Below are 20,197 nucleotides of genomic sequence, written 5' to 3'. Positions count from 1 at the left end.
TCGACTGGGGATCAGTTTAGGTGGACGCGTGCATGCCGTCATGTCGAGGATCGGACAGCGGAAATGAGAATTGCGTTCGCTATCAACGGAACTCGCGGAGACGTCCAACCGGCCATGGTGCTCGCCACCGCTCTGCTGGCGCGCGGCCACGAGGTCAGGTTCGGTGTCCCGCCGAATCTGGTTCCCTTTGCCGCCGACACGGGTCTCGATGTCCGTCCGATCGGACTCGACACCCGGGTCCAGATGCAATCGGTGACCAGGGCGCGCTCCGCAGCGGGACGCAATCCCCTCCGGCGTTATCGCGTCCTGACCGGTGTCCGTGATCTCGGATGGAACGAGATCGTCGACGACACAGCCGATCTCATCCGAGATTGTGATGCCGCCGTGGTCGGTTTCACCACCGAGCAGTCGACCGCCGCCCAGGCGGGGCGACTCGGCATACCGATGATCTCGTTGCACCACGCACCCGTGCGTCCCAACGGGAGGGTGGGGCCACTGCCGTCGGTGGGTACGCGGGGATCTGCGGCGGTGCACCGCGCCCAGTGGTCAGTGGTGAACGGTGTGTTCACGCTCGCGACCAGGGGACGGGACGCCCGCCTCCGTGCGCAGCTGGGAGGGTCAGCGGCCACCGGCTCGTGGCTGTCCCGGATCGCACGCACTCCCGGGATCGAGATCCAGGCATACGACCCGGTGTTCGCGCCCGTGGCGGATCGGCGCTGGCTGCGCGATTCCCGCGGCCGACCTCGACCGGTCGTCGGTTTCCTTGATCTCCCCGATGTACTCCGACGCCGCATCGAACCCGAGCCCGCGGGTTCGGACGGCGGGGGCCTGCGCGCGTGGCTGCGGGAGGGCGAGCCCCCGCTCTATGTCGGCTTCGGCAGCATGCCGATCCGCGATCCGGACACCGTGTTCGCCGCAGCCATCGAGGTCGGACGACGCGTCGGCCGCCGACTGCTCATCTGCACAGGGTGGAACCATCTGCCCGCCGACCTCCTCGCCGGGGCCGCGGCGGATGACGTGAAGGTCGTCGAAACCGCCGATCACGGGCTGTTCGCGGACTGTGCCGCCGTCATCCATCACGGCGGCGCGGGCACCACCGCCGCAGCGTTGCGTGCCGGTGTCCCGTCGGTGATCTGCTGGTTCGGTTCCGACCAACCCTTCTGGGGCAACGAGGTCCAGAAGCTGGGCCTCGGCGTCTCGATGCCGTTTCGACGATTCGACGCCGACAGACTGGAGGCAGCCGTGCACACCGCGCTCGAACCAGACGTGCGCAGTCGCGCTGTAACCTTCGCCGCCACGTTGATTCCCGGTGATCGGGCCGTCGCCCGCGCGGTGGCCGAGATCGAGTCGGCGATCAGCGGGATCGGCTCCCACCAGGAGGTGGCGGCATGAGCGAGGTGGCAGCTGCTCCGGGGACCGGAACTCCGACGACGCGCGCGATGTCGCGAGCGGAAGCCCCGGAGGTTCCGGCGCGCCTTGCCGATGAGGACGCCACCTACTGGTTCCTGCACCGCGGTCTGGGATGGACGGTGGTTCTCCAACTGGTCTGGGTGTTCGACGGGCCGGTGCAGACCGCCACACTCACCGCGATGAACCGGGCGCTGTCGCACGGTGTTCTACACCGGCAACTCATCCGGCCCGGGATCCCGGGCGCCCGCCCGCGATGGAACACCGCGGCGTTGAACCCCGAGCTGAGCATCGACGATCGGACCATTTCCGCCGACCGGATTGACGCGTGGGCGGCGGACGAGATGGCCACTGTCGACCTCGATCCCGAGGCGGGCCGATGCTGGCGGATGCGCGTGGTGCGCTGCGATTCCGGCGACACCGCGATCTCGCTGTGTGCGCTGCATCTCGTTGCCGATGGTCGCACGATGGTGCGGGCGGCGGCCGACGCGATGGCCCGCGCCGGGACTGTCGATCCGGACGTACCCCGGCGGGAGGCACACGACGTTGCACCGCGCAGCCGTCGCCGGCGCCGCGTCGACGACGTCATCGACGCCGCCGGCCAGGTCGGCAGGGCCGCGGCCGGCATCGTCCGGGCCATCAACGCCACGAGGCAGCAGGACGATCCGTCGGTGCCGGGTGTCGCGGACCGCCCGGTTCGCGCCCCGATGGCGCAGCGGGCTCCGCATGCCCGCTGGGCGCGAGCAACCGCCGCGGTTCCCGCCGTCGACTGGGATCGAATCTCCGCCGAGTGCGGCGGTACCGCCAACAGCCTGTACATCGCTGTGGTCACCGGGCTTCTCAGGTCGAGCGGCTACGCACGGTTGGGGGAGACCGTCAAGGTGGGCGTACCCGTCGACATCCGCGCCGGCGTCGATGACACCCGCGCCAACGCCACCGCCGGTGTCTCCATCATGCTGACCGACGACCCACTGCCCGGAGGCGACCTCGGCCCGATTCGTCGCGCCGGAAAGATGGCCTACCAACGACTTTCGGACGGTCGCCGACCCGCGATGGCGCACCTGTATTCGCTCGTCTGGCTGCTGCCGGCGAGCTGGGTGACGAAGGTCGTCACCGCCGGCTCCGGTATGCCGGACGCGGTGGTGTCCAATCTGGGTGACCTGCCACCGGAGATGCTGGAGCTCGACGGATGCCGTGCCCGCCGAAGTCAGTTCCGCGGGATGGCGCAGGGCGTCGACGCTGCCATGCCGCACCGATTCGGCGATGGTGTCCAGTCCTGGCTGGTGCGCACCCCCGATCGGGTGACGTTCTCGGTCTTCGGTTGTGACGAGGAGCGTTTCGACTCCGATGAGCGACTTCGAGACCTTCTCGAAGAGGAACTGTCCGCATGGTCTCTGCCGTACGAGGTGTGGTGAAACCGATGAGAATTCGCGCAGCGCAACAGGCAGTTCCCCGGGTGACCGGTGCCGACGAGTCATATCTGATGGCCGAAGAGCTGTTGGGGATGAGCGCACCGATCCAGTACCTGTGGGTGTTCGATGACGATCCAGGCCCCGAGGCGGTCGACGGCCTGCGGCACGCGTTGGCCACCGGATCGCTACACCGGGCGGTGCGACGAACCCGCATCCCGGTGGCGCGGCACCGCTGGGTGGCGTCGACCGAGACACCCGAGCGAACCTCGGCGGAGACGATCGAAGACGCCGACATCGGAACCTGGGCCGACCGATGCCTGCGCGCCGCGGACCTGCGGCCGGTGGACGGACGGGGATGGCAGGTGGATTCAGCGATCACCGACACGGGCAGCCGAGTTGTGTCACTACTCGTCTCCCACATGATCACCGACGGCCAGGGATTGTATCGCGCACTGGCGGAAGCACATTCCGGCCGATCGCGCCCCCTCCCGGCCGCCGAAACGGCCCGTGGCGGCCGCGCCCGGATGGCCGATCTGGTCGACGCCGCGCGACAGCTCGCCGCGGCGGCCAGATCGATTCGTATCCTCGCCGGTACGGCCATCCGCAATCGGGGCGGCGCACAGGGGAGCGCAATGCGTCCACCGACTCCGACGACGTCACCGAACGACGACGTCGGGTCGGACACGACGCTGGCCATCGTCGACATCGACCGCCAGGTCTGGCACGACCGTGCCCGGGAGCACCAGGGAACGGCCAACGGCCTTTTCACCGCGCTGCTGGGCGGGATCGTGCAGCGTTCGGGATTCCCGGTCGGCGAGGAACTCCGGGTGTGCATCGCGGTCGACAATCGAGCCGACGAACTCGATGACCGGGCGAACGCCTCCGGCGGGGTGTGGATCCGTGTGTCGGAACCGATCGAGCCCGGGATGGCTCTCGACGGTATTCGCGCCATGAGCAAGCAGGCGTTCGTCGCCTACGCCGAGTCGGGGAGCGATCAGGCCGCGGACAACCTCCAACCCGTGGTGCGCCTGCTTCCGCGCCGGGTCGTCGCACGCATGATGCAGACGATCCCCGGGCCGGACACCACGGTGTCCAATCTCGGGGTGGCACCACCGGAAGTGCTCGAGCTCGGCGGCGTCACCGCGTCGCGATTCGGCATCCGCGCCATCATGCAGGGAGTCTCGGCGCAGCAGCGGCGCCGACAGGGCCCGGCGATCGCCGCCTGGGCGGTCGAGTACGGGGACCGGATCACACTGACGTTCTTCGGTGTCGACCCCGATCATTTCGGCGACACCGAGCTGTTGCGCAAGATGGTCGGCAACGAGTTGTCCGCCTGGCGGCTCGAGCACAGGTTCTGGTGAGTTTCTCGATGTCGGCCTTCCGGGATTCATCATCCCTGCGCATCGCGATGATCCTGTACGGGAGCCGCGGCGATATCCAACCGGGGATTTGTCTGGCGCTCGAACTGCAGCGCCGTGGCCATCACGTCACCCTGCTCGCGCCGCCCAACTTCGTCGAACTCGCGAACAAGGCCGGAGTCGTGACCGTCCGTCCGGTCGGTCTCGATGCCCACACCGCCTGGACGTCCGACGCGGCCACGGCGGCACAACAAAGTCGAAATCCGCTCAGCCGGTGGAGGTTCGCACTCGACACAGTTCGTGGCGGTTTCGCCGCCTTCGATGACGACCTCGTCGGCGCATTCCTCGGATCTGCGGCGTCGGTGGGCGACGTCGACACGATCGTCGTCGCGCCACTGTGTCAGGACCGGGGCCTCGCACTCGCCGAGCGGCTGGGTGCGGGACTGGTGGTGTTGCGCTACGGGCCGATGTCGGAGAACGGGATGATGGGCGCGATTCCCGGATTGACGGATTCGCTGTCGCCGCAATGGAAGAGGCGCTCGTGGCGGATGGCCGATCGGATCACGTGGACGGCGACCGGCTGGAACGAGAACAGGTTTCGTCGGCGACTGGGATTGCCGCGTGCACGGGCGCCGCTGCCGCGTCGGCTGAGCTCGGCAGGTGTTCCGCAGATCCAGGCCTATGACGACGCCCTGATTCCCGGACTCGCCGAGGAATGGGGCGATGCGAAACCGGTGGTCGGATTCTTCGACCTGCCCACTTCGCGCCGGCGGTCGATCGGTGAGATCGACAGCCACGAAACCGAACTCGGCCGGTGGCTGGCCACCGGAACGCCGCCGCTGTTCATCACCTTCGGTAGCATGCCGCTACCGGACCACGACAAGGTCGTCGCCACCGTCCGCGCGGCCGCCCGCACCGCGGGTCTCCGCTGTCTGGTCGCCGGCCGCGAGCACCGGGGAGTGGATCCGGACGACGATACGGTCTTCGTGTCCGGCCCGCTCGATCACGCCTCGGTCCTCCCGAAATGTGCTGCTGCGCTCCACCACGGCGGCGCGGGTACGACTGCCGCGACGCTTCGGGCCGGGCTGCCGACGTTCGTCTGTCCCATCACCGCCGATCAGCCGTTCTGGGGGCACCGCGTGCAAACCCTGGGACTGGGCTGCAGCGTCCGGTTGTCCGCGCTCACGCGGGATGCTCTGACCGCGGGATTGCGGACGCTGATGTCCGCGCCGGTGCGGGCGGCCGCCCGCACGGTCGCCGAACGGATGGTGGAGTCGGACAAGGCCGTTGCCGTAGCTGCCGACATCATCGAGACGAGCGGACGGCCGGCGTGAGGGCCGTTACTGCGCGAGCATCTTGTTGACCGCCCGGTTGAGGAAGTTCGGGATGAACTTGGCGGCGTTGCCGAGGACGAGGGTCTGCGTGCCGACCGCATAGCTGGTGCGGTGGAGCAGCTTGTCCTGACGTGTGGGATGCACCGACTCCCAGACCTTCTCGGCCACCTGCTCCGGTGTGATGCGCACACCGAGCGTCTTGGTGGTCTTGGCGTCGTTCATGGCCAACGCGGTCTTCGCCCACAGCGGCCAGATGCCGACGACCCGGATGTCGTCGTGTTCCCACTCCAGTTCCAGGGCTTCGGTCAGGCCTGCGACGAAGAACTTGGTGGCGCTGTAGGTGGCGATCCCGGGCTGACCGTAGATCGCGGATGCCGACGCGATGTTCACCAGGTGTGCCCCGGCAGTCTTCTTCAGGTAGGGGTAAGCGGCCTGGGCGCCGAGTGCCACACCCAGGGCGTCGATGTCGATCTGTCGACGCACGGCGTCGGGAGAGATCTCATGCAACGGTCCCTCGACGAGTATGCCCGCATTGTTGTCGAGAACGTCCAGGGTTCCGCCGGTGTGCGACGTGAAATCCGCCAGTGCGTCCGACCACTGTTCCGGGTCGCGGACGTCGAGCGTTCCGGTGATGAATCCGGGATGGTTCGCCTTCACCTTGGCGAGCGCGTCGGCATCGACATCGTAGACACCGACCGTCCATCCCTCGCGCCCGAATCGCTCCGCTGTGGCCAGCCCGATTCCTGCGGCCCCGCCGGTGATGAAGATCGATGACATGCTGCTCTCCTGCACTTGACCTGCGATTTTATGCTCCCTCTAGGAACTTACTGGCGAGTATATAACCAGAGCTGTTCACTTCGGGACGCCCCGATGCTATCGTGACAACACGCATTGTCATAACAGTGCGCGTTGTCATGAAAGAACAAGTGTTCACCGATGGCCTGGAGGGCTAGAGCCGATGACTGCAGCGATGGACCGGACGTACGGCGAGGGTGCTCGCGCCGGCGCCGCTCACCCCGACAACGTGGTCAGCATGCGCGATCAGGGGACCGACGAGGTCTCCGAGCGACTGCTCGCCTCGGCGGCGCGGCTCTCCCGCAACGCGATGACCGAGATCGACTGGTCCGCCCCGATGGATCCCACGAAATACGGTTGCAGCCCCGAGTGGTCGTCGCTGTACGGCACCGCCTACTGGGATGAGCTCACCGAGGAGCAGCGGATCTCGGTGACCCGGCACGAGTTCGCGTCGATCATGAACATCGGCATCTGGTTCGAGATGATCCTGCAGGAGATGGTGATCCGCGATCAGTATCTCGGCGCGTACCACAGCCCGGAGTTCCAGTTCGCTCTCACCGAGGTAGCTGACGAGTGCCGCCACTCGATCATGTTCGCCAAGGCGTCCGAGAAGATGGTCGGTACCTCGTACAAGCCCACCAAGAAGGTCGGGCGGCTGGGCAAGCTGTTCAAGCGCACCGCGAAGAACGAGGTCGCCTATGCCGGCATCCTCGTCGCCGAGGAAGTGCTCGACGTTTTCCAGCGTGGATGCATGCGCGACGACCGGGTCCTGCCGTTCATCCGGACGGTCAACGAGATCCACGTCCTCGAGGAATCGCGGCACATGAAGTTCGCCCGCGAAGAGGTGCGGGAGTCGATGGAGGGTGTCGGCTGGGCTCGCCGACAGTTCAGCGCCCTCTACGTATCGCTGGGCGCCTACTTCATCGTCACCAGCCTGGTGCAGAAGCAGGCCTTCGCCGATGCCGGACTGGACGCCGACCGGGCGATGGCCGAGATGCGCTCCAATTCGCACTTCCAGTCGATGATTCGCAGCAGTTGCGCCCACCTCATGGAGTTCCTCGACGAGGTCGGTCTGTTGACCAAGCCGGCCATGTACTACTACCGGAAAGCGAACATGCTCTGATGTTCGTCATCACCCAATCCTGCTGCAGCGACGCGGCATGCGTGTCGGTGTGCCCGGTCAACTGCATCCATCCGACACCCGAGGAACGCGGGTTCGGCAGTTCGGACATCCTGCACATCGACCCCGAGGCCTGCATCGATTGCGGTGCGTGTGCCGATGCGTGCCCGGTGGACGCGATCTACCCCGCCGACAAGCTGGGCACCCGCGACAAGGTGTTCATCGACATCAACGCGGACTACTACAAGAACAACCCGGACGTGAAGTCGGGTTGGGACCCCGTGGACGACGCCGAGCGGCGCGACAGCGGACCATCGGTGACCTATCCCGACATTCCCAAACTTCCTGCCGGACTTCGCGTAGCGCTGGTCGGGACGGGTCCGTCGGGTGGATACGCCCTGCGCACCATCCTCGACCGCACCGAGGCATCGGTCACCGTCATCGACAAGCTCCCGACCCCGGGCGGTCTCGTCCGCGCCGGCGTCGCCCCGGATCACCCCGGCACCAAAGGGGTGCTGCGTGGTTTCGATCTGCTGTACCGCGACCCACGGGTCACGATGGCCACCAACGTCGTCGTCGGCGAAGGCCCGAACGAGATCACGCCGGCCGAACTGGCCGAACACTTCGACGCGGTGTTCTACGCCGTGGGCGCCAACGAGTCACGCCGCCTGGGCATTCCGGGCGAGGACCTGCCCGGATCCACCTCCGCCACCGATCTCGTCGCCTGGTACAACGCGGTTCCGGGGGTCGACGAAGGGCCGCCGATCAGAGGCCGCAGCAGCGATGACCCGGCGACCGGTCGGGCCGTGATCGTCGGTACGGGCAATGTGGCGCTCGATGTCGCCCGCATCCTGGTCTCACCGCCGGATCTGCTGGCCACCACCGACATCGCCGATCGGGCACTGGACATCTTGCGTGAACAGAACGTCCACGAGGTCGTCCTCCTGGGCCGTCGCGGGCCGGAAACCGCGGCCTACACCGCAGCGGAGTACCGCGCACTGTCGGAGATCCCGGGCGTCGAGGTCGCGGTGTTCGACGGCTCGGATGGCGAGGTCCCCGACTTCGGTGCGCCGGCCGACCCCGCGAAGCGCCGGATCGTCTTCCTGTTCCACTCATCGCCCGAGGAGATCATCGGTACCACCAACGTCGAGTCGGTGGCGGTACGGACCGGCGGGGACAACCACAAGATCGCGACCGACCTCATCGTGCGGTCCATCGGGTACCGCTCAACCCCCATCGCCGGACTCGCCTTCGACGACGAGCGCGGCGTCTTCCGGAACGACGACGGGCGGATGCTGGACGACGACGATTCTCTGGTGCCCGGTGGATACGTCCTGGGATGGGCCAAGCGTGGCCCGCGAGGCGGGATCGGCGCGAACAAGATGTGCGCACAACAGACCGTCGAGCACTTCCTCGACGACGCCGCGTCGGGCCGTCTGTCACGCAGCGCGCGCCGACCGGGAGAGTTCGCGTCGCTGCTGGCCCGCCGCACCCGGCACGTGATCGGGTACCGCGGAATGCGCGCGATCGATCGCCGGGAGCGGCGACTCGGGGCCGAGCAGGGCCGCCCGCGGGTGAAGTTCACCCAACTCGCCGACATGGTCGGCGCCGCCGGACGCCGTAAACGCTGAACCATCACCGATCCGGGGAAATCGCAGCACACCCGTACGGATGGTGAGAGGCTGGGCGGCGCGACGACTCGGAGGGGGCGGTGTGGTCACATCATCCGGCGGTGGGGCGGCAGGCGGTGGAACGAGCGGACGGGAGAAACCGCTCTTCGCGCTGTTCATCGCTGCGTTCATCATCCAGAATGCGATCGCGCTCCCGTACGTCAGGGAGAACGGACTGAGGTCGACCCAGGACTTCTTCGTCGGCGACATCCTGAAGACCACGCCGGGCCGATTCGCCCTGGTCGATCTGGGTTTCGTGAGCATCAGCTTCCACATCTGGGCCTTCGCCGAGGCGCGTCGCCTCCGAATCGTGCCGTGGTGGATCGCGTCGTTCGTCCTGACATGCGGTGTCGGCATCGCGACTGCCGTCCCGTTCTTCCTACTGGTCCGGGATCGCGCGATCGCGGGGCGGTGATCAGCTCTCACTCGCAGCGCATGCGGAGTGAGGTCCTGACAATCGCCTTGTAACACTCAGGCAAGAAGCGATTCACGCGCGGTCGCGATAGTGGCCGTATGTCCAGCACACCGCGGTTCCTGCAAGGCGTCTACGCGTTCACCGGAACGGGGCTGACGAAACCGGCGCCCATCGACCCGTCCCTGACCTACGTGGTGCCCCCCGGCATGACGGCACAGCCCCTCTACTTTCGTGGCGGGAACAGCTCGGGCGAACTGATCTATGTGACGCTGATGCGGGACGGCCAGCCCATGCGCATCTTCCCGATGGGGGCGCGGTCCTCGGTCAACGTCCCGCTGCGTGTGGTGGAGGACGTCGATCCCGACACCACCTTGGAGTTGGTCCTGGCGGCGCCGGAAGCGACGAGCGGTGAGGTCGTCATCGACTTCGGGATGGTCATCTTCTGATGCCTGTCGACGTCACGCCGCACGACGATGCAACCACCGCCAAGCGCAAGCTGGTGGTGGTCGGCAACGGTATGGCCGGCGCACGGACCGTCGAGGAGATCCTGTCCCGCGGTGGCAGTGAACTGTTCGACGTCACGATGATCGGCGACGAGCCCTACGGCAACTACAACCGGATCATGCTCAGCCACGTCCTCTCCGGCGAGGCCACACTCGACGACGACGACCTGATGCTTAATCCGATGGCCTGGTACCGGGAGAACGGGGTCACCCTCTACTCGGGCGACAGCGCCGAGGGCATCGATCGTTTCGCCAAGACCGTCACCTGCGCCAGCGGCCGTGTCATCGACTTCGACGTCCTGATCATCGCCACCGGGTCCAACACCTTCTTCCCCAACATGGATGGGCTGCGCGAGTCCGATGGGCGACTGGCGCGCGGCGTCTTCGGATTCCGGACCATCTCCGACACCAACGGCATGCTGCAGATGGCGACGGCGCGCGACGACGTCCGTGCTGTGGTCATCGGCGGCGGACTGCTCGGCCTGGAGGCCGCGTACGGGCTGAAGACCCAGGGGGTCGACGTCGATGTCGTGCACTCGCCCGGTCACCTGATGAATCAGCAACTCGACGAACGCGGCGGAAAGGTGCTGCGCAACAAGATCGAGGAACTCGGGGTCGGCGTGCACACCGGCAAACGCACCACCGCCGTGCTGCGCACTGACGACGGCACCGTCAGCGGAGTCGGATTCGCCGACGGCGAATCGCTGCCGGCCGACATGATCGTGGTCACCGCCGGTATCCGGCCCAACGTGGAACTGGCACGCAGCGCCGGGCTCGTCATCGAACGCGGCATCGTCGTCGACGACCAGATGCGCTGCGAGGACGAGGGTTCCATCTACGCCGTCGGAGAGTGTTGCCAGCACCGCAGCGAGGTGTACGGGCTGGTCGCGCCGCTGTGGGAGCAGGCGGTGGTGCTCGCCGACGTCATCACGGGTGCGAATCCCCATGCGGAATACCATGGTTCGCGACTGACCACCAAGCTCAAGGTTGCCGGGGTCGACGTCGCGGCCATGGGCGTGAAGGGCCCCGAGCGTGAGGACGACGAGTTCGTCCAGTTCTACGAACCGCGTAGCGGCATCTACAAGAGCGTGGTGGTCCGCGACGACAAGCTCATCGGGGCGATGCTGCTCGGCGACATCTCGAAGGCCAACTTCCTCACGCAGGCCTTCGACGACAAGGTGCCGCTGCCCGAGGAACGTATCTCGATGCTCTTCGACATGGGTACTCCGAGCGCTGAGACCGGCGCGGCAGAGCTCGCCGACGATGTTCAGGTGTGCAACTGCAACGGTGTCACGAAGGGGGACATCGTCTCGTGCGTGCAATCCGGATGCACCAGTGTGAGCGAGGTCTGCGCAAAGACCCGCGCCGGCAAGGGATGTGGCTCCTGCAAGCCACTTGTCGGTGACATCGTGGAGTTCGCCGCGGGTGATGCGCTGACCGTCGACAAGTCGGCGGACTGGTATGTGCCGTGCATCCCGCTGACCAAGCCGGAATTGATCGACGCCATCAAACGGCAGGACCTTCGTTCGGTGTCCGAGGTCTTCGAGAAGCTGGCGCCCGACGGTGAGGACGCCACCGCGAAAATGCCGCTGTCGTCGCTGCTTCGGGTCATCTGGGGCACCGGGTGGAATCGCGAACCGGGCGCGCTGTTCGTCAACGATCGCGTGCACGCCAACATCCAGCGAGACGGCACGTTCTCGGTGGTACCGCAGATGAAGGGCGGCGTGACGTCGCCGCAGCAGTTGCGCAAGATCGCCGACGTCGCGGAGAAGTACGACATCCCGATGATCAAGGCGACCGGCGGCCAACGGATCGACCTCCTCGGGGTGAAGAAGGAAGACCTGCCCAAGGTGTGGAAGGACCTCGACATGCCGTCGGGGTATGCCTACGGCAAGTCCTTCCGGACCGTGAAAACCTGTGTGGGCACCGACTACTGCCGATTCGGACTCGGTGACTCGACGGCACTGGGCATCGCGATCGAGACGCGCTACCAGGGCCTCGAGTCGCCGGCCAAACTGAAACTCGCGGTCACCGGCTGCCCCCGCAATTGCGCTGAGGCCCTGTGCAAGGACTTTGGTGTGGTGGCGATCGGCGACGGCAAGTGGGAGATCCTCGTCGGTGGCGCGGCCGGCGCGCACATCCGCAAGGGCGATCTGCTCGCCACCGTCGATTCGCCCGAGGAGGTGATCCGCCTGTGCGGCATCTTCATCCAGTACTACCGTGAACAGGCCAAGTGGCTGGAACGCACCTATGCGTGGGTGCCACGCATCGGCATCGAGGAGTTGCGGGCCATTCTGGTCGATGACCGCGACGGCATCGTCGCCGGTCTACAGGAGCGCATCGACGAGGCGGTGGCAGACTACGTCGACCCGTGGCTCGACCGAGACGAACCGCGATCGCCCGCCCAGTTCACCTCCGCGCTACCGCTGCTGCCACTGCCGAAGGTGCCGGTCCGATGACCGCGGTGTCGAACGAGACCGCCATCCCGATCGGTCAGATGGACGACCTGCAACCCGGCGAAGGACGCGCCTACGGCGTCGAGGGACGCCAGGTCGCGGTGTTCCGGATGACCGACGGCACCCTGCGGGCCACCGATGCGGTGTGCCCGCACCGCGGCGGGCCCATCGCCGACGGCCAGTTCGATCTCGGGAATGTGGTGTGTCCGTTGCACCAGTACGCGTTTCGGTTCTCCGACGGCGGCTGCACGACCGAGGGCATCGGTTCGGTCGGGGTGTATCGGGTGGAGGACCGTTCCGGGGAGATCGTCATCTGGTTGTGAAGTGCCGCCCACCCGGTCCCCTCAGGAACGCCGGCGTACCCCCTCCGGTCCCTGAGGAACGAGGCGCTTCCGTACCCACCCCGGTCCCTGAGGAACGAGGCGCTAGCCGAGTGTCACGAAGGGCCACTTGCACTGTCCGAGCTGCTTGTACGTCGTTGAGACAGGGTTCGAAGCAAGGTGATGTCCCCAGCGATCAACGCCTGCTTCTTCCGTCGCGACCATCCGTGGATTCGCCGCTCGATGGCGTGTGCTTCCGCGATGTTGTCGAACTCGGCGTGCCAGACAAGCTTCAGCGGCCGCCGAGTCGAAGTGAAGCCGATCTGGGCTGTGTGATGTTGCTGTAAACGCGCTTCGAGATCTCGTGCACTGCCGACGTAGTATTTGCCGTCCGCGCACTCGAGGAGATAGGTCCAAGGCATATGACGATCATCGCGCGTGATGTCGATGGTGATGCCGCCTAGATCCAGATTGTGGACAACGCCTCGCGTTCGGAGCCCTTCGTGACACTCGGCTAGCGCCTCGTTCCTCAGGGACCGGGGGGGTGACACTCGGCTAGCGCCTCGTTCCTCGGGGCCGGAATGAGACCTCAGGGACCGGGGGGAACGACAGGGTGGTCAGTACACGTCCCGCACGTACCGCTTGTCTGCCGCAAGAGCTTTCACATAGGACTCCGCGCCGGCAGGGGAGCGGCGACCGTGGTGCGCGACGATCTCCTTGAGCACGGCATCGACGTCCTTGGCCATCCGGGTGGCGTCGCCGCACACGTAGACGTGTGCGCCTTCGTGCAACCAGTGATACAACTCCTCCCCGTGTTCCCGCATCCGGTCCTGGACGTAGATCTTGCGATCCTGGTCCCGGGAGAAGGCGACGTCGAGACGGGTGAGCAAGCCGTCCGACAGCATCGTCGTCAACTCGTCGCGGTAGTAGAAGTCGGTTGCCGAGTACTGCTCCCCGAAGAACAACCAGTTCTTTCCCTCATGTCCCAACGCTTCTCGTTCCCGCAGGAAGCCGCGGAACGGCGCGACGCCGGTGCCCGGACCGATCATGATCATCGGCGTGTCCGGGTCGGCCGGCGGACGGAAATGGGTCGTCGACGTCACGAACACCCCGATGTCCTGCGACTCGCAGTGGTCGGCGAGGAACGTCGAGCACACGCCTTTGCGGGGAGTGCCGTGGACGTTGTACCGAACAGCGGACACGGTCAGCTCCACCTCGTCCGGGCTGTGCAGGGGACTCGACGAGATCGAATACGACCGCGGCTGCAGCGGTTTCAGAACCGAGACCCACTCCTCGGGATGCGCCTTGACCGGGTATTCGGTGAGTACGTCCACCGATTGGCGGCCCCACGTCCAGGAGTCGAGTTCCTGTTTGTTGCCTGCGGCAGCGAGTGAATGGAGGTCGGCCGACCCGTTGCGTTCGGCGACGAACCGGATGAGATCTGGTGTGATCCTCGCGAACTCCAGGCGTTCGCGTAGTGCCCTGCGCAGTGGCATGTCGTCACCGCCGGGGGCGGTCACGACCTCGCCGCCGTCCAGTCCGGTCACATCGAGCCACTCGTCGATGAGGTTGGTGTTGTTGAGTGGCCACACCCCGAGGGCGTCACCCGCCTTGTAGCTGAGAGCTTCGCCAGGTAGATGAAACCCGAAGTTGCGTACGTCCTTCTGCGACCCGTCCGCGTTGAGCTTCACATTCCGTGACAGCTTGGTGACGAACGGCCGCTTCTTCGAGAACGACGGCGCGGATCGCACCGACGGTTGTGCGGACGAATCAGCCGGCTCACTCACGACGACGACACGGTCGTCGGGCGATGTCGAGTCGTCGTCTTCGGTGCCGATGACGCTGTTCACCCGATCCAGCCACAGTCCGGCCGGCTCCTCGTAGTCCGGTTCGCAATCGACGCGATCCAGCAGTCGCTGCGCGCCGAGCTCGCCGAGACGCTCATCGAGGTTGCGGCCGTGTCCGCAGAAGTTGTCGTAGCTGGAGTCGCCGAATGCGAGTACGGCGAAACGCAATCCGGAGAGATCGGGGGCGGAGTCGCCGCTGATCGCATCCCAGAAGGCCGATCCGTTGTCCGGCGGTTCGCCGTCGCCGGTGGTGGAGCTGACGAACAACGTCGTCCCGGCGAGGGCGCTGATGTCGGTGGCATCCATCTCGGTGACGGTGACGTCGAATCCCTTGGTGCGCAGCTGGTCGGCGGTCTCGGTGGCGAACTCCTCGGCGTTGCCCATCTGGGACGCCCAGAGCACGGTGATCGCCTCCTTGGCGGCCCCTGCTGCCGTTGCGCCGGTGCCGTCGCCGTGACCGCTGGTGGCCGCTGCGGTGGTGGGATGTGGTGTCCGCGCGAAGATCCCGTCGAGCAGTCCGGTCGCCCAGAAACGCACTTCCTCGCGCAACGGCGCGCCCGCTGGAATGTACGGCCGGGTGTCGACCGGTGGTTGTGCCCGCAGACCCGCGACGATCCCGGCCAGATAGGTGCGCTCGGCGGGCGACGGCACCACGTCGGAGACCGCGGCGACGCCGAGAGCCGATGCGACCGCGTCGATCGGGTCGACTGCGGACCGCGTTGCTGTCTCCCGGTCCTGACCACCGATCGACGGGGTCTGGGCAGGTTGCGGCGCCGCGACCTTGGTGAGCGTGACGGCGCACACCTTGAACTCGGGCTGCTGCGAGATCGGGTCGATGGCGTCGGAGGTCACCGCGTTGATCGTCAGGTGCTCGCCGAAGACGTCGTTCCAGTGGAACGGCACGAAACAGTTGCCGGGCCGCACGCGGTCCGAAATCGACGCGGGCAACACGGCACGGCCACGGCGCGATGCCACCTCGACCCGGTCGTCGGGTCCGATACCGAAACGCTCCGCGTCGTCGGGATGGATCTCCACGAACGGTCCGGGATTGAGCTTGTTCAGCTTCGCGACGCGGCCGGTTTTGGTCATCGTGTGCCACTGGTGCGGAAGGCGACCGGTGTTCAGCAGGATCGGATAGTCGTCATCCGGCATCTCGGCGGGATCGACATGCGGCCGGGCGAAGAACTGGGCCCGCCGGTTCGGGGTGGCGAAGGCGAGTTCGGGTGTCGAGCCGTCGTCGGCGGTGTGCAGGGTCTGGCTGACACCGTCGTTGAGATAGCGGATCGGGTTGCGGCCGTTCTCGTCTGGGGTGTGGCCGGGCTGATCGCTCGGGGGAGGGCACGGCCACTGCATCGGTGTCCGACGCAATCCGTCGTAGGTGATGCCGCGCAGGTCGTATCCGGTGTTCGGGTTGGCGAAGCACCGGATCTCGTCGAAGATCTGTTCGGCGGAGGTATAGGAGAACGCCTCGGTATAGCCCATCTCGCAGGCGATACGCGCGATGATCTCCCAGTCGGGCATCGCCTGTCCCGGCGCATCGAGTGCCGGTTCGAACAGGGTGACGTTGCGTTCGGAATTGACCATGGTGCCGGTGGATTCGGTCCACAACGCGGCCGGTAGGGCCACATCGGCGTACGCGTTGGTCTCGGTGTCGGCGAAGGCGTCCTGGGTGATGACCAGCTCCGCCCGCTCGAGTCCGGAGATCACCGTCGACCGGTTGGCCACCGACGCAACCGGATTGGTGCAGATGACCCAGCACGCCTTGATCTCCCCATCGGCCATCCGGCTGAACATGTCGATGGTGCCGCCGCCGACATCGCTCCGGATCGTCCCGGGTTCCAGTCCCCAGACGTCCTCGACGAAAGCGCGATCGGCCTCCGACAACACCGCCCGCTGTCCGGGTAGACCGGGGCCCATGTAGCCCATCTCGCGGCCGCCCATCGCATTGGGCTGGCCGGTCAGGGAGAACGGGCCACTACCGGGACGACAGATCGCCCCGGTCGCCAGATGCAGATTGACCAGCGCGTTGGTGTTCCAGGTGCCGTGCGTCGACTGGTTGAGCCCCATCGTCCAACAACTCATCCAGTTCTGGGCGGTACCGATCATCTCGGCGGCCGCGCGGATGTCGTCGGCGGGGATGCCGGTGATCTCGCTGACGACCTCCGGCGTGTACTGCGCGGCGAACTCGGGGATCTGTTCGAACCCGTCGGTGAACGATGCGATGAAGTCGTCGTCGGTGTGGCCGCCGGTGATGAGCAGATGCATCAACCCGTTCATCAGCGCCAGGTCGGTACCGGGCTTGATCTGCAGGAACAGGTCGGCCTTGTCCGCACTGGCGGTGCGCCGCGGATCCACGACGATGAGCTTGGCGCCCGCCTTGATCCGATCCATCATCCGCAGGTGCAGGATCGGGTGGCAGTCGGCGATGTTCGACCCGATCACGAAGAAGACGTCGGCGTTGTCGAAGTCCTGATACGACCCGGGAGGTCCGTCGGCGCCCAGCGACGACTTGTAGCCGGTACCCGCGCTGGCCATGCACAACCGGGAGTTCGACTCGATCTGGGTGGTGCGGATGTAGCCCTTCGCCAACTTTGTCGCCAGGTACTGGGCCTCCATCGACATCTGGCCGGAGACGTAGAGGGCGACGGCATCGGGTCCGTGCTCGTCGATGATGGATCGCAGGCGCCGCGCGGTGTCGGAGATCGTCTGATCCATGTCGGCCTGTTGCGGCGGCGCGCCACGTTCGGTCCGGACCAACGGGGCGGTGAGGCGGCCACCCGCCACCAGCATGTCGGCGGTGGTCGAGCCCTTGGTGCAGAGACGGCCGAAATTGGTGGGGTGATCTTTGCGGCCGACGGTCTTCGCGACCTGGCCGTCCGCGCCGATCGCGAGGTCCATGCCACAGCCCACCCCGCAATAGGCGCACAGCGAATGCACGATGTCGACGGACTTCACACTCACCAGCGTCGGCGGGGTGTGTTTCTGGTTGCGAAGCGACCGGTTACACGCCTATCAACTTGACCTCACAGCGCCGTTTCGCGGCTGTGCGCAGCGCCGCGGCGCGACTTCGAGGACTCCGTCGGCCCCGCGGCGGCCGTCGATACGGCGCAGACCAGCGCGAACGGTCACCACGCCGCACTGTTCATCCTCAGACACATCTCAGCAGTTCGCGATAAGACTGTAGGTATGCGCATCCTTGTGGTCGACGACGATCGGGCGGTACGTGAGTCGCTGCGCCGGTCGCTGTCCTTCAACGGCTACACCGTCGACATCGCCGCCGACGGGCTCGAGGCACTCGAGAAGATCGTCGCCGAACGTCCGGACGTGGCGATCCTCGACGTGATGATGCCGCGGCTCGACGGTCTGGAGGTGTGTCGGCGACTGCGGTCGGCCGGCGACGACCTGCCCATCCTCGTCCTCACCGCTCGCGACACCGTCTCCGAGCGCGTTTCCGGCCTCGACGCCGGCGCCGACGACTACCTGCCGAAACCGTTCGCCCTCGAAGAGCTATTGGCGCGTCTGCGTGCCCTGCTGCGTCGCGCGACCCCCGACGACGCGGCCGAATCCGAGGCGCTCACCTTCGCCGATCTGACCCTGGACCCGGTGACCCGCGACGTCGCGCGCGGCGAGCGGAGCATCAGCCTGACCCGTACCGAGTTCGCGCTTCTCGAGATGCTGATGGCCAACCCGCGGCGTGTGCTGTCCCGCAGCCGGATCCTCGAGGAGGTCTGGGGCTACGACTTCCCGACGTCGGGCAACGCCCTGGAGGTCTACGTCGGATACCTCCGTCGCAAGACGGAGGCCGAAGGGGAGTCGCGGCTCATCCACACCGTGCGCGGCGTCGGTTACGTCCTGCGGGAGACCCCGCCCTAGTGGCCGCCGACATGTCCGGTCCGACGACATCGCCCGGGACTCCCACCGTGCCGCCCCCGGCCCGAGTGGATTCCCGAACCGACCCCAAGGAGATGCGCGCGCCGATGCCGCTGACCCGCGCGGTGTCGCTGACGACCCGGGTCACGTTGCTGTCGGCGACCGTGGTCCTGGTGTCGGTGAGCCTGATGGCCGCCGCGGCGTACTTCGTCGTCTACCGCGCCATGTACAACGAGGTGGATGCACAACTCGAGAGTCGCGCCGACGGGATGACCGCGATGGCCAAGACCGGGTTGTTGAACGAACGGCCCGAATCGCTGGTCACCGGAACCGTGTTCTCCACCAACATCTCTCTCGCCCTCGTGCGTCCCGACGGAAGTACCTACCTCATCGGAGACGTGCCGTTCGAGGACGTCGAACGGCAGATCGCCCGTTCGGCACCGCGGCCGGTCAACAACATGCAGAGCTTGCGGACCGTCAACAACCAGCGCGTCCTGGCCCGCAAACTCGCCGACGGGAACACCCTGGTGATGGCGCAGAGCCTGGTGCACACCGACCGGGTGCTCAAGCGCTTGGCCTGGGTGCTGCTGGTGGTCGGCGGTGGAGGTGTCGCGCTGGCTGCGCTCGCCGGAACCACGGTGGCGCGTGCGGGCCTGCGGCCCGTCGCACGACTCACGCGCGCTGCCGAGCGGGTCGCGCGCACCCAGGACCTCACACCGATCCCGGTGTCCGGAAACGACGAGTTGGCGCGTCTGACAGAGAGTTTCAACACGATGCTGCGCGCGCTGGCCGATTCGCGTGATCGGCAGGCGCGGCTCGTCGCGGACGCCGGGCACGAATTGCGTACCCCGCTCACCTCGTTGCGGACCAACCTCGAACTGCTCATCGCCGCAAGCGAACCCGGTGCGCCGGCGATGCCGCCGCAGGACATGGTGGAGCTGCGATCCGACGTGATGGCGCAGATCGAGGAATTGTCCACGCTGGTGGGTGATCTCGTCGATCTCGCGCGTGAGGACGCGCCGGCGGTGGTGCACGAGGAGGTGGACCTCATCGAGGTGATCACCCGGTCGCTCGATCGTGTCCGCCGCCGCCGCGCCGACGTCGACTTCCACACCTCGCTGACTCCATGGTTCGTCTTCGGCGAGGAACACGGACTCAACCGTGCCGTGCTGAATGTGCTCGACAACGCGGCGAAGTGGAGTCCACGTGGTCGCCCGGTCCGCGTGGTGTTGAGCCAGGTCGATCTGAACACCGCCGAACTCACCGTCGCCGACGCCGGGCCCGGCATCCCCGAGGAGGACCGCGATTTGGTGTTCGAGCGGTTCTTCCGCTCGACCCAGTCCCGATCGATGCCCGGTTCCGGCCTGGGGTTGGCGATCGTGCGGCAAGTGGTCGGGCGGCACGGCGGCACCGTGCGCGCCGAGCAGTCCGACCTCGGTGGTGCACTCATCCGAATGACATTGCCCGGAGCTCCGACGCCTCAGGAACCTTCACCTCAGGTCGTTCGTCAATAGGGTGACAGACCCCGACTCGGGTCGGCGCCGGCTCAGGTCATCACCACAGTGATCGTTGCTTTGGTCATCGCCGCGCAGACCCGATCACCTAGGGTTGGCTCAGGGTCGTCGGCTACCGACGGCTGTGCCTGGTCGGGACCCCTCGCCGGAGCGGCGGGGTGTGGGAGAGCTAAAGG

General features: G+C 66.7%; 15 protein-coding genes. 12 read left to right on the top strand and 3 right to left on the bottom strand.

Features of this window, described 5'->3' with window-relative positions; all coding sequences use genetic code 11:
• Positions 1 to 63 precede the first annotated feature (63 nt).
• From VZC37_RS02315 to VZC37_RS02300, 4 genes are read left to right on the top strand one after another with little or no spacing between them, the layout of a single operon-like run.
• Positions 64 to 1,392: a glycosyltransferase gene (locus VZC37_RS02315; RefSeq protein ID WP_330430802.1), complete on the top strand. Its 1,329-nt coding sequence runs from the start codon at positions 64 to 66 to the stop codon at positions 1,390 to 1,392.
• Positions 1,389 to 2,822, top strand: a complete 1,434-nt coding sequence (locus tag VZC37_RS02310; RefSeq protein WP_330430801.1) for a hypothetical protein — start codon at positions 1,389 to 1,391, stop codon at positions 2,820 to 2,822. The genes VZC37_RS02315 and VZC37_RS02310 overlap by 4 nt, the downstream gene beginning before the upstream one ends.
• Before the next feature lie 5 nt (positions 2,823 to 2,827).
• Positions 2,828 to 4,180, top strand: coding sequence for a hypothetical protein (locus VZC37_RS02305; RefSeq protein WP_330430800.1), 1,353 nt, complete (start codon positions 2,828 to 2,830; stop codon positions 4,178 to 4,180).
• Positions 4,177 to 5,511: a glycosyltransferase gene (locus VZC37_RS02300; protein WP_330430799.1), complete on the top strand. Its 1,335-nt coding sequence runs from the start codon at positions 4,177 to 4,179 to the stop codon at positions 5,509 to 5,511. Before VZC37_RS02305 ends, VZC37_RS02300 begins: the two co-directional genes overlap by 4 nt.
• 6 nt (positions 5,512 to 5,517) lie before the next feature.
• Here the strand turns inward: VZC37_RS02300 and VZC37_RS02295 are convergent, their stop codons facing one another.
• Entirely contained in the window at positions 5,518 to 6,288 is a 771-nt protein-coding gene (locus tag VZC37_RS02295) for an SDR family oxidoreductase (protein WP_330430798.1), read from the bottom strand.
• 181 nt (positions 6,289 to 6,469) lie between these two features.
• Between VZC37_RS02295 and VZC37_RS02290 the strand changes: the two genes are divergently transcribed.
• From VZC37_RS02290 to VZC37_RS02265, 6 genes are all read left to right on the top strand, one after another.
• Positions 6,470 to 7,429, top strand: a complete 960-nt coding sequence (locus tag VZC37_RS02290; RefSeq protein ID WP_330430797.1) for an AurF N-oxygenase family protein — start codon at positions 6,470 to 6,472, stop codon at positions 7,427 to 7,429.
• Positions 7,429 to 9,057 (top strand): 4Fe-4S binding protein, encoded by a 1,629-nt coding sequence (locus VZC37_RS02285; protein ID WP_330430796.1) that lies wholly within the window; start codon positions 7,429 to 7,431, stop codon positions 9,055 to 9,057. Before VZC37_RS02290 ends, VZC37_RS02285 begins: the two co-directional genes overlap by 1 nt.
• A gap of 82 nt (positions 9,058 to 9,139) precedes the next feature.
• A complete protein-coding gene (locus tag VZC37_RS02280) occupies positions 9,140 to 9,511 on the top strand; it encodes a DUF2834 domain-containing protein (protein WP_330430795.1) in 372 nt (123 codons plus the stop codon).
• Positions 9,512 to 9,609: 98 nt separating this feature from the next.
• The gene (locus VZC37_RS02275; RefSeq protein ID WP_235724710.1) at positions 9,610 to 9,957 is read left to right on the top strand and encodes a molybdopterin oxidoreductase; all 348 of its coding nucleotides are present in this window, start codon (positions 9,610 to 9,612) and stop codon (positions 9,955 to 9,957) included.
• On the top strand, positions 9,957 to 12,473 hold the full coding sequence (gene nirB, locus VZC37_RS02270; protein WP_330430794.1) for a nitrite reductase large subunit NirB: 2,517 nt from the start codon (positions 9,957 to 9,959) through the stop codon (positions 12,471 to 12,473). The genes VZC37_RS02275 and nirB overlap by 1 nt, the downstream gene beginning before the upstream one ends.
• A complete protein-coding gene (locus VZC37_RS02265) occupies positions 12,470 to 12,793 on the top strand; it encodes a Rieske (2Fe-2S) protein (protein ID WP_330430793.1) in 324 nt (107 codons plus the stop codon). Before nirB ends, VZC37_RS02265 begins: the two co-directional genes overlap by 4 nt.
• Before the next feature lie 113 nt (positions 12,794 to 12,906).
• Here the strand turns inward: VZC37_RS02265 and VZC37_RS02260 are convergent, their stop codons facing one another.
• Both VZC37_RS02260 and VZC37_RS02255 read right to left on the bottom strand, forming a co-directional pair.
• Positions 12,907 to 13,212 (bottom strand): GIY-YIG nuclease family protein, encoded by a 306-nt coding sequence (locus VZC37_RS02260; protein WP_330430792.1) that lies wholly within the window; start codon positions 13,210 to 13,212, stop codon positions 12,907 to 12,909.
• Between the two features lie 195 nt (positions 13,213 to 13,407).
• A complete protein-coding gene (locus VZC37_RS02255) occupies positions 13,408 to 17,535 on the bottom strand; it encodes a bifunctional nitrate reductase/sulfite reductase flavoprotein subunit alpha (RefSeq protein ID WP_431309340.1) in 4,128 nt (1,375 codons plus the stop codon).
• A gap of 288 nt (positions 17,536 to 17,823) precedes the next feature.
• Here VZC37_RS02255 and VZC37_RS02250 point away from each other — a divergent pair, with 288 nt between their 5' ends.
• Both VZC37_RS02250 and VZC37_RS02245 read left to right on the top strand, forming a co-directional pair.
• Positions 17,824 to 18,510 (top strand): response regulator transcription factor, encoded by a 687-nt coding sequence (locus VZC37_RS02250; protein ID WP_330430790.1) that lies wholly within the window; start codon positions 17,824 to 17,826, stop codon positions 18,508 to 18,510.
• A 92-nt stretch (positions 18,511 to 18,602) separates the two neighbouring features.
• Entirely contained in the window at positions 18,603 to 20,021 is a 1,419-nt protein-coding gene (locus VZC37_RS02245) for a HAMP domain-containing sensor histidine kinase (protein WP_330430789.1), read from the top strand.
• The last annotated feature ends 176 nt before the right edge of the window (positions 20,022 to 20,197 follow it).

The sequence above is a fragment of the Gordonia sesuvii genome (assembly GCF_036350415.1).
Lineage (GTDB): Bacteria > Actinomycetota > Actinomycetes > Mycobacteriales > Mycobacteriaceae > Gordonia > Gordonia sesuvii.
The sequence above is the reverse complement of the archived record's forward strand: the minus strand, read 5'-3'. Positions and strand labels throughout refer to the sequence as shown.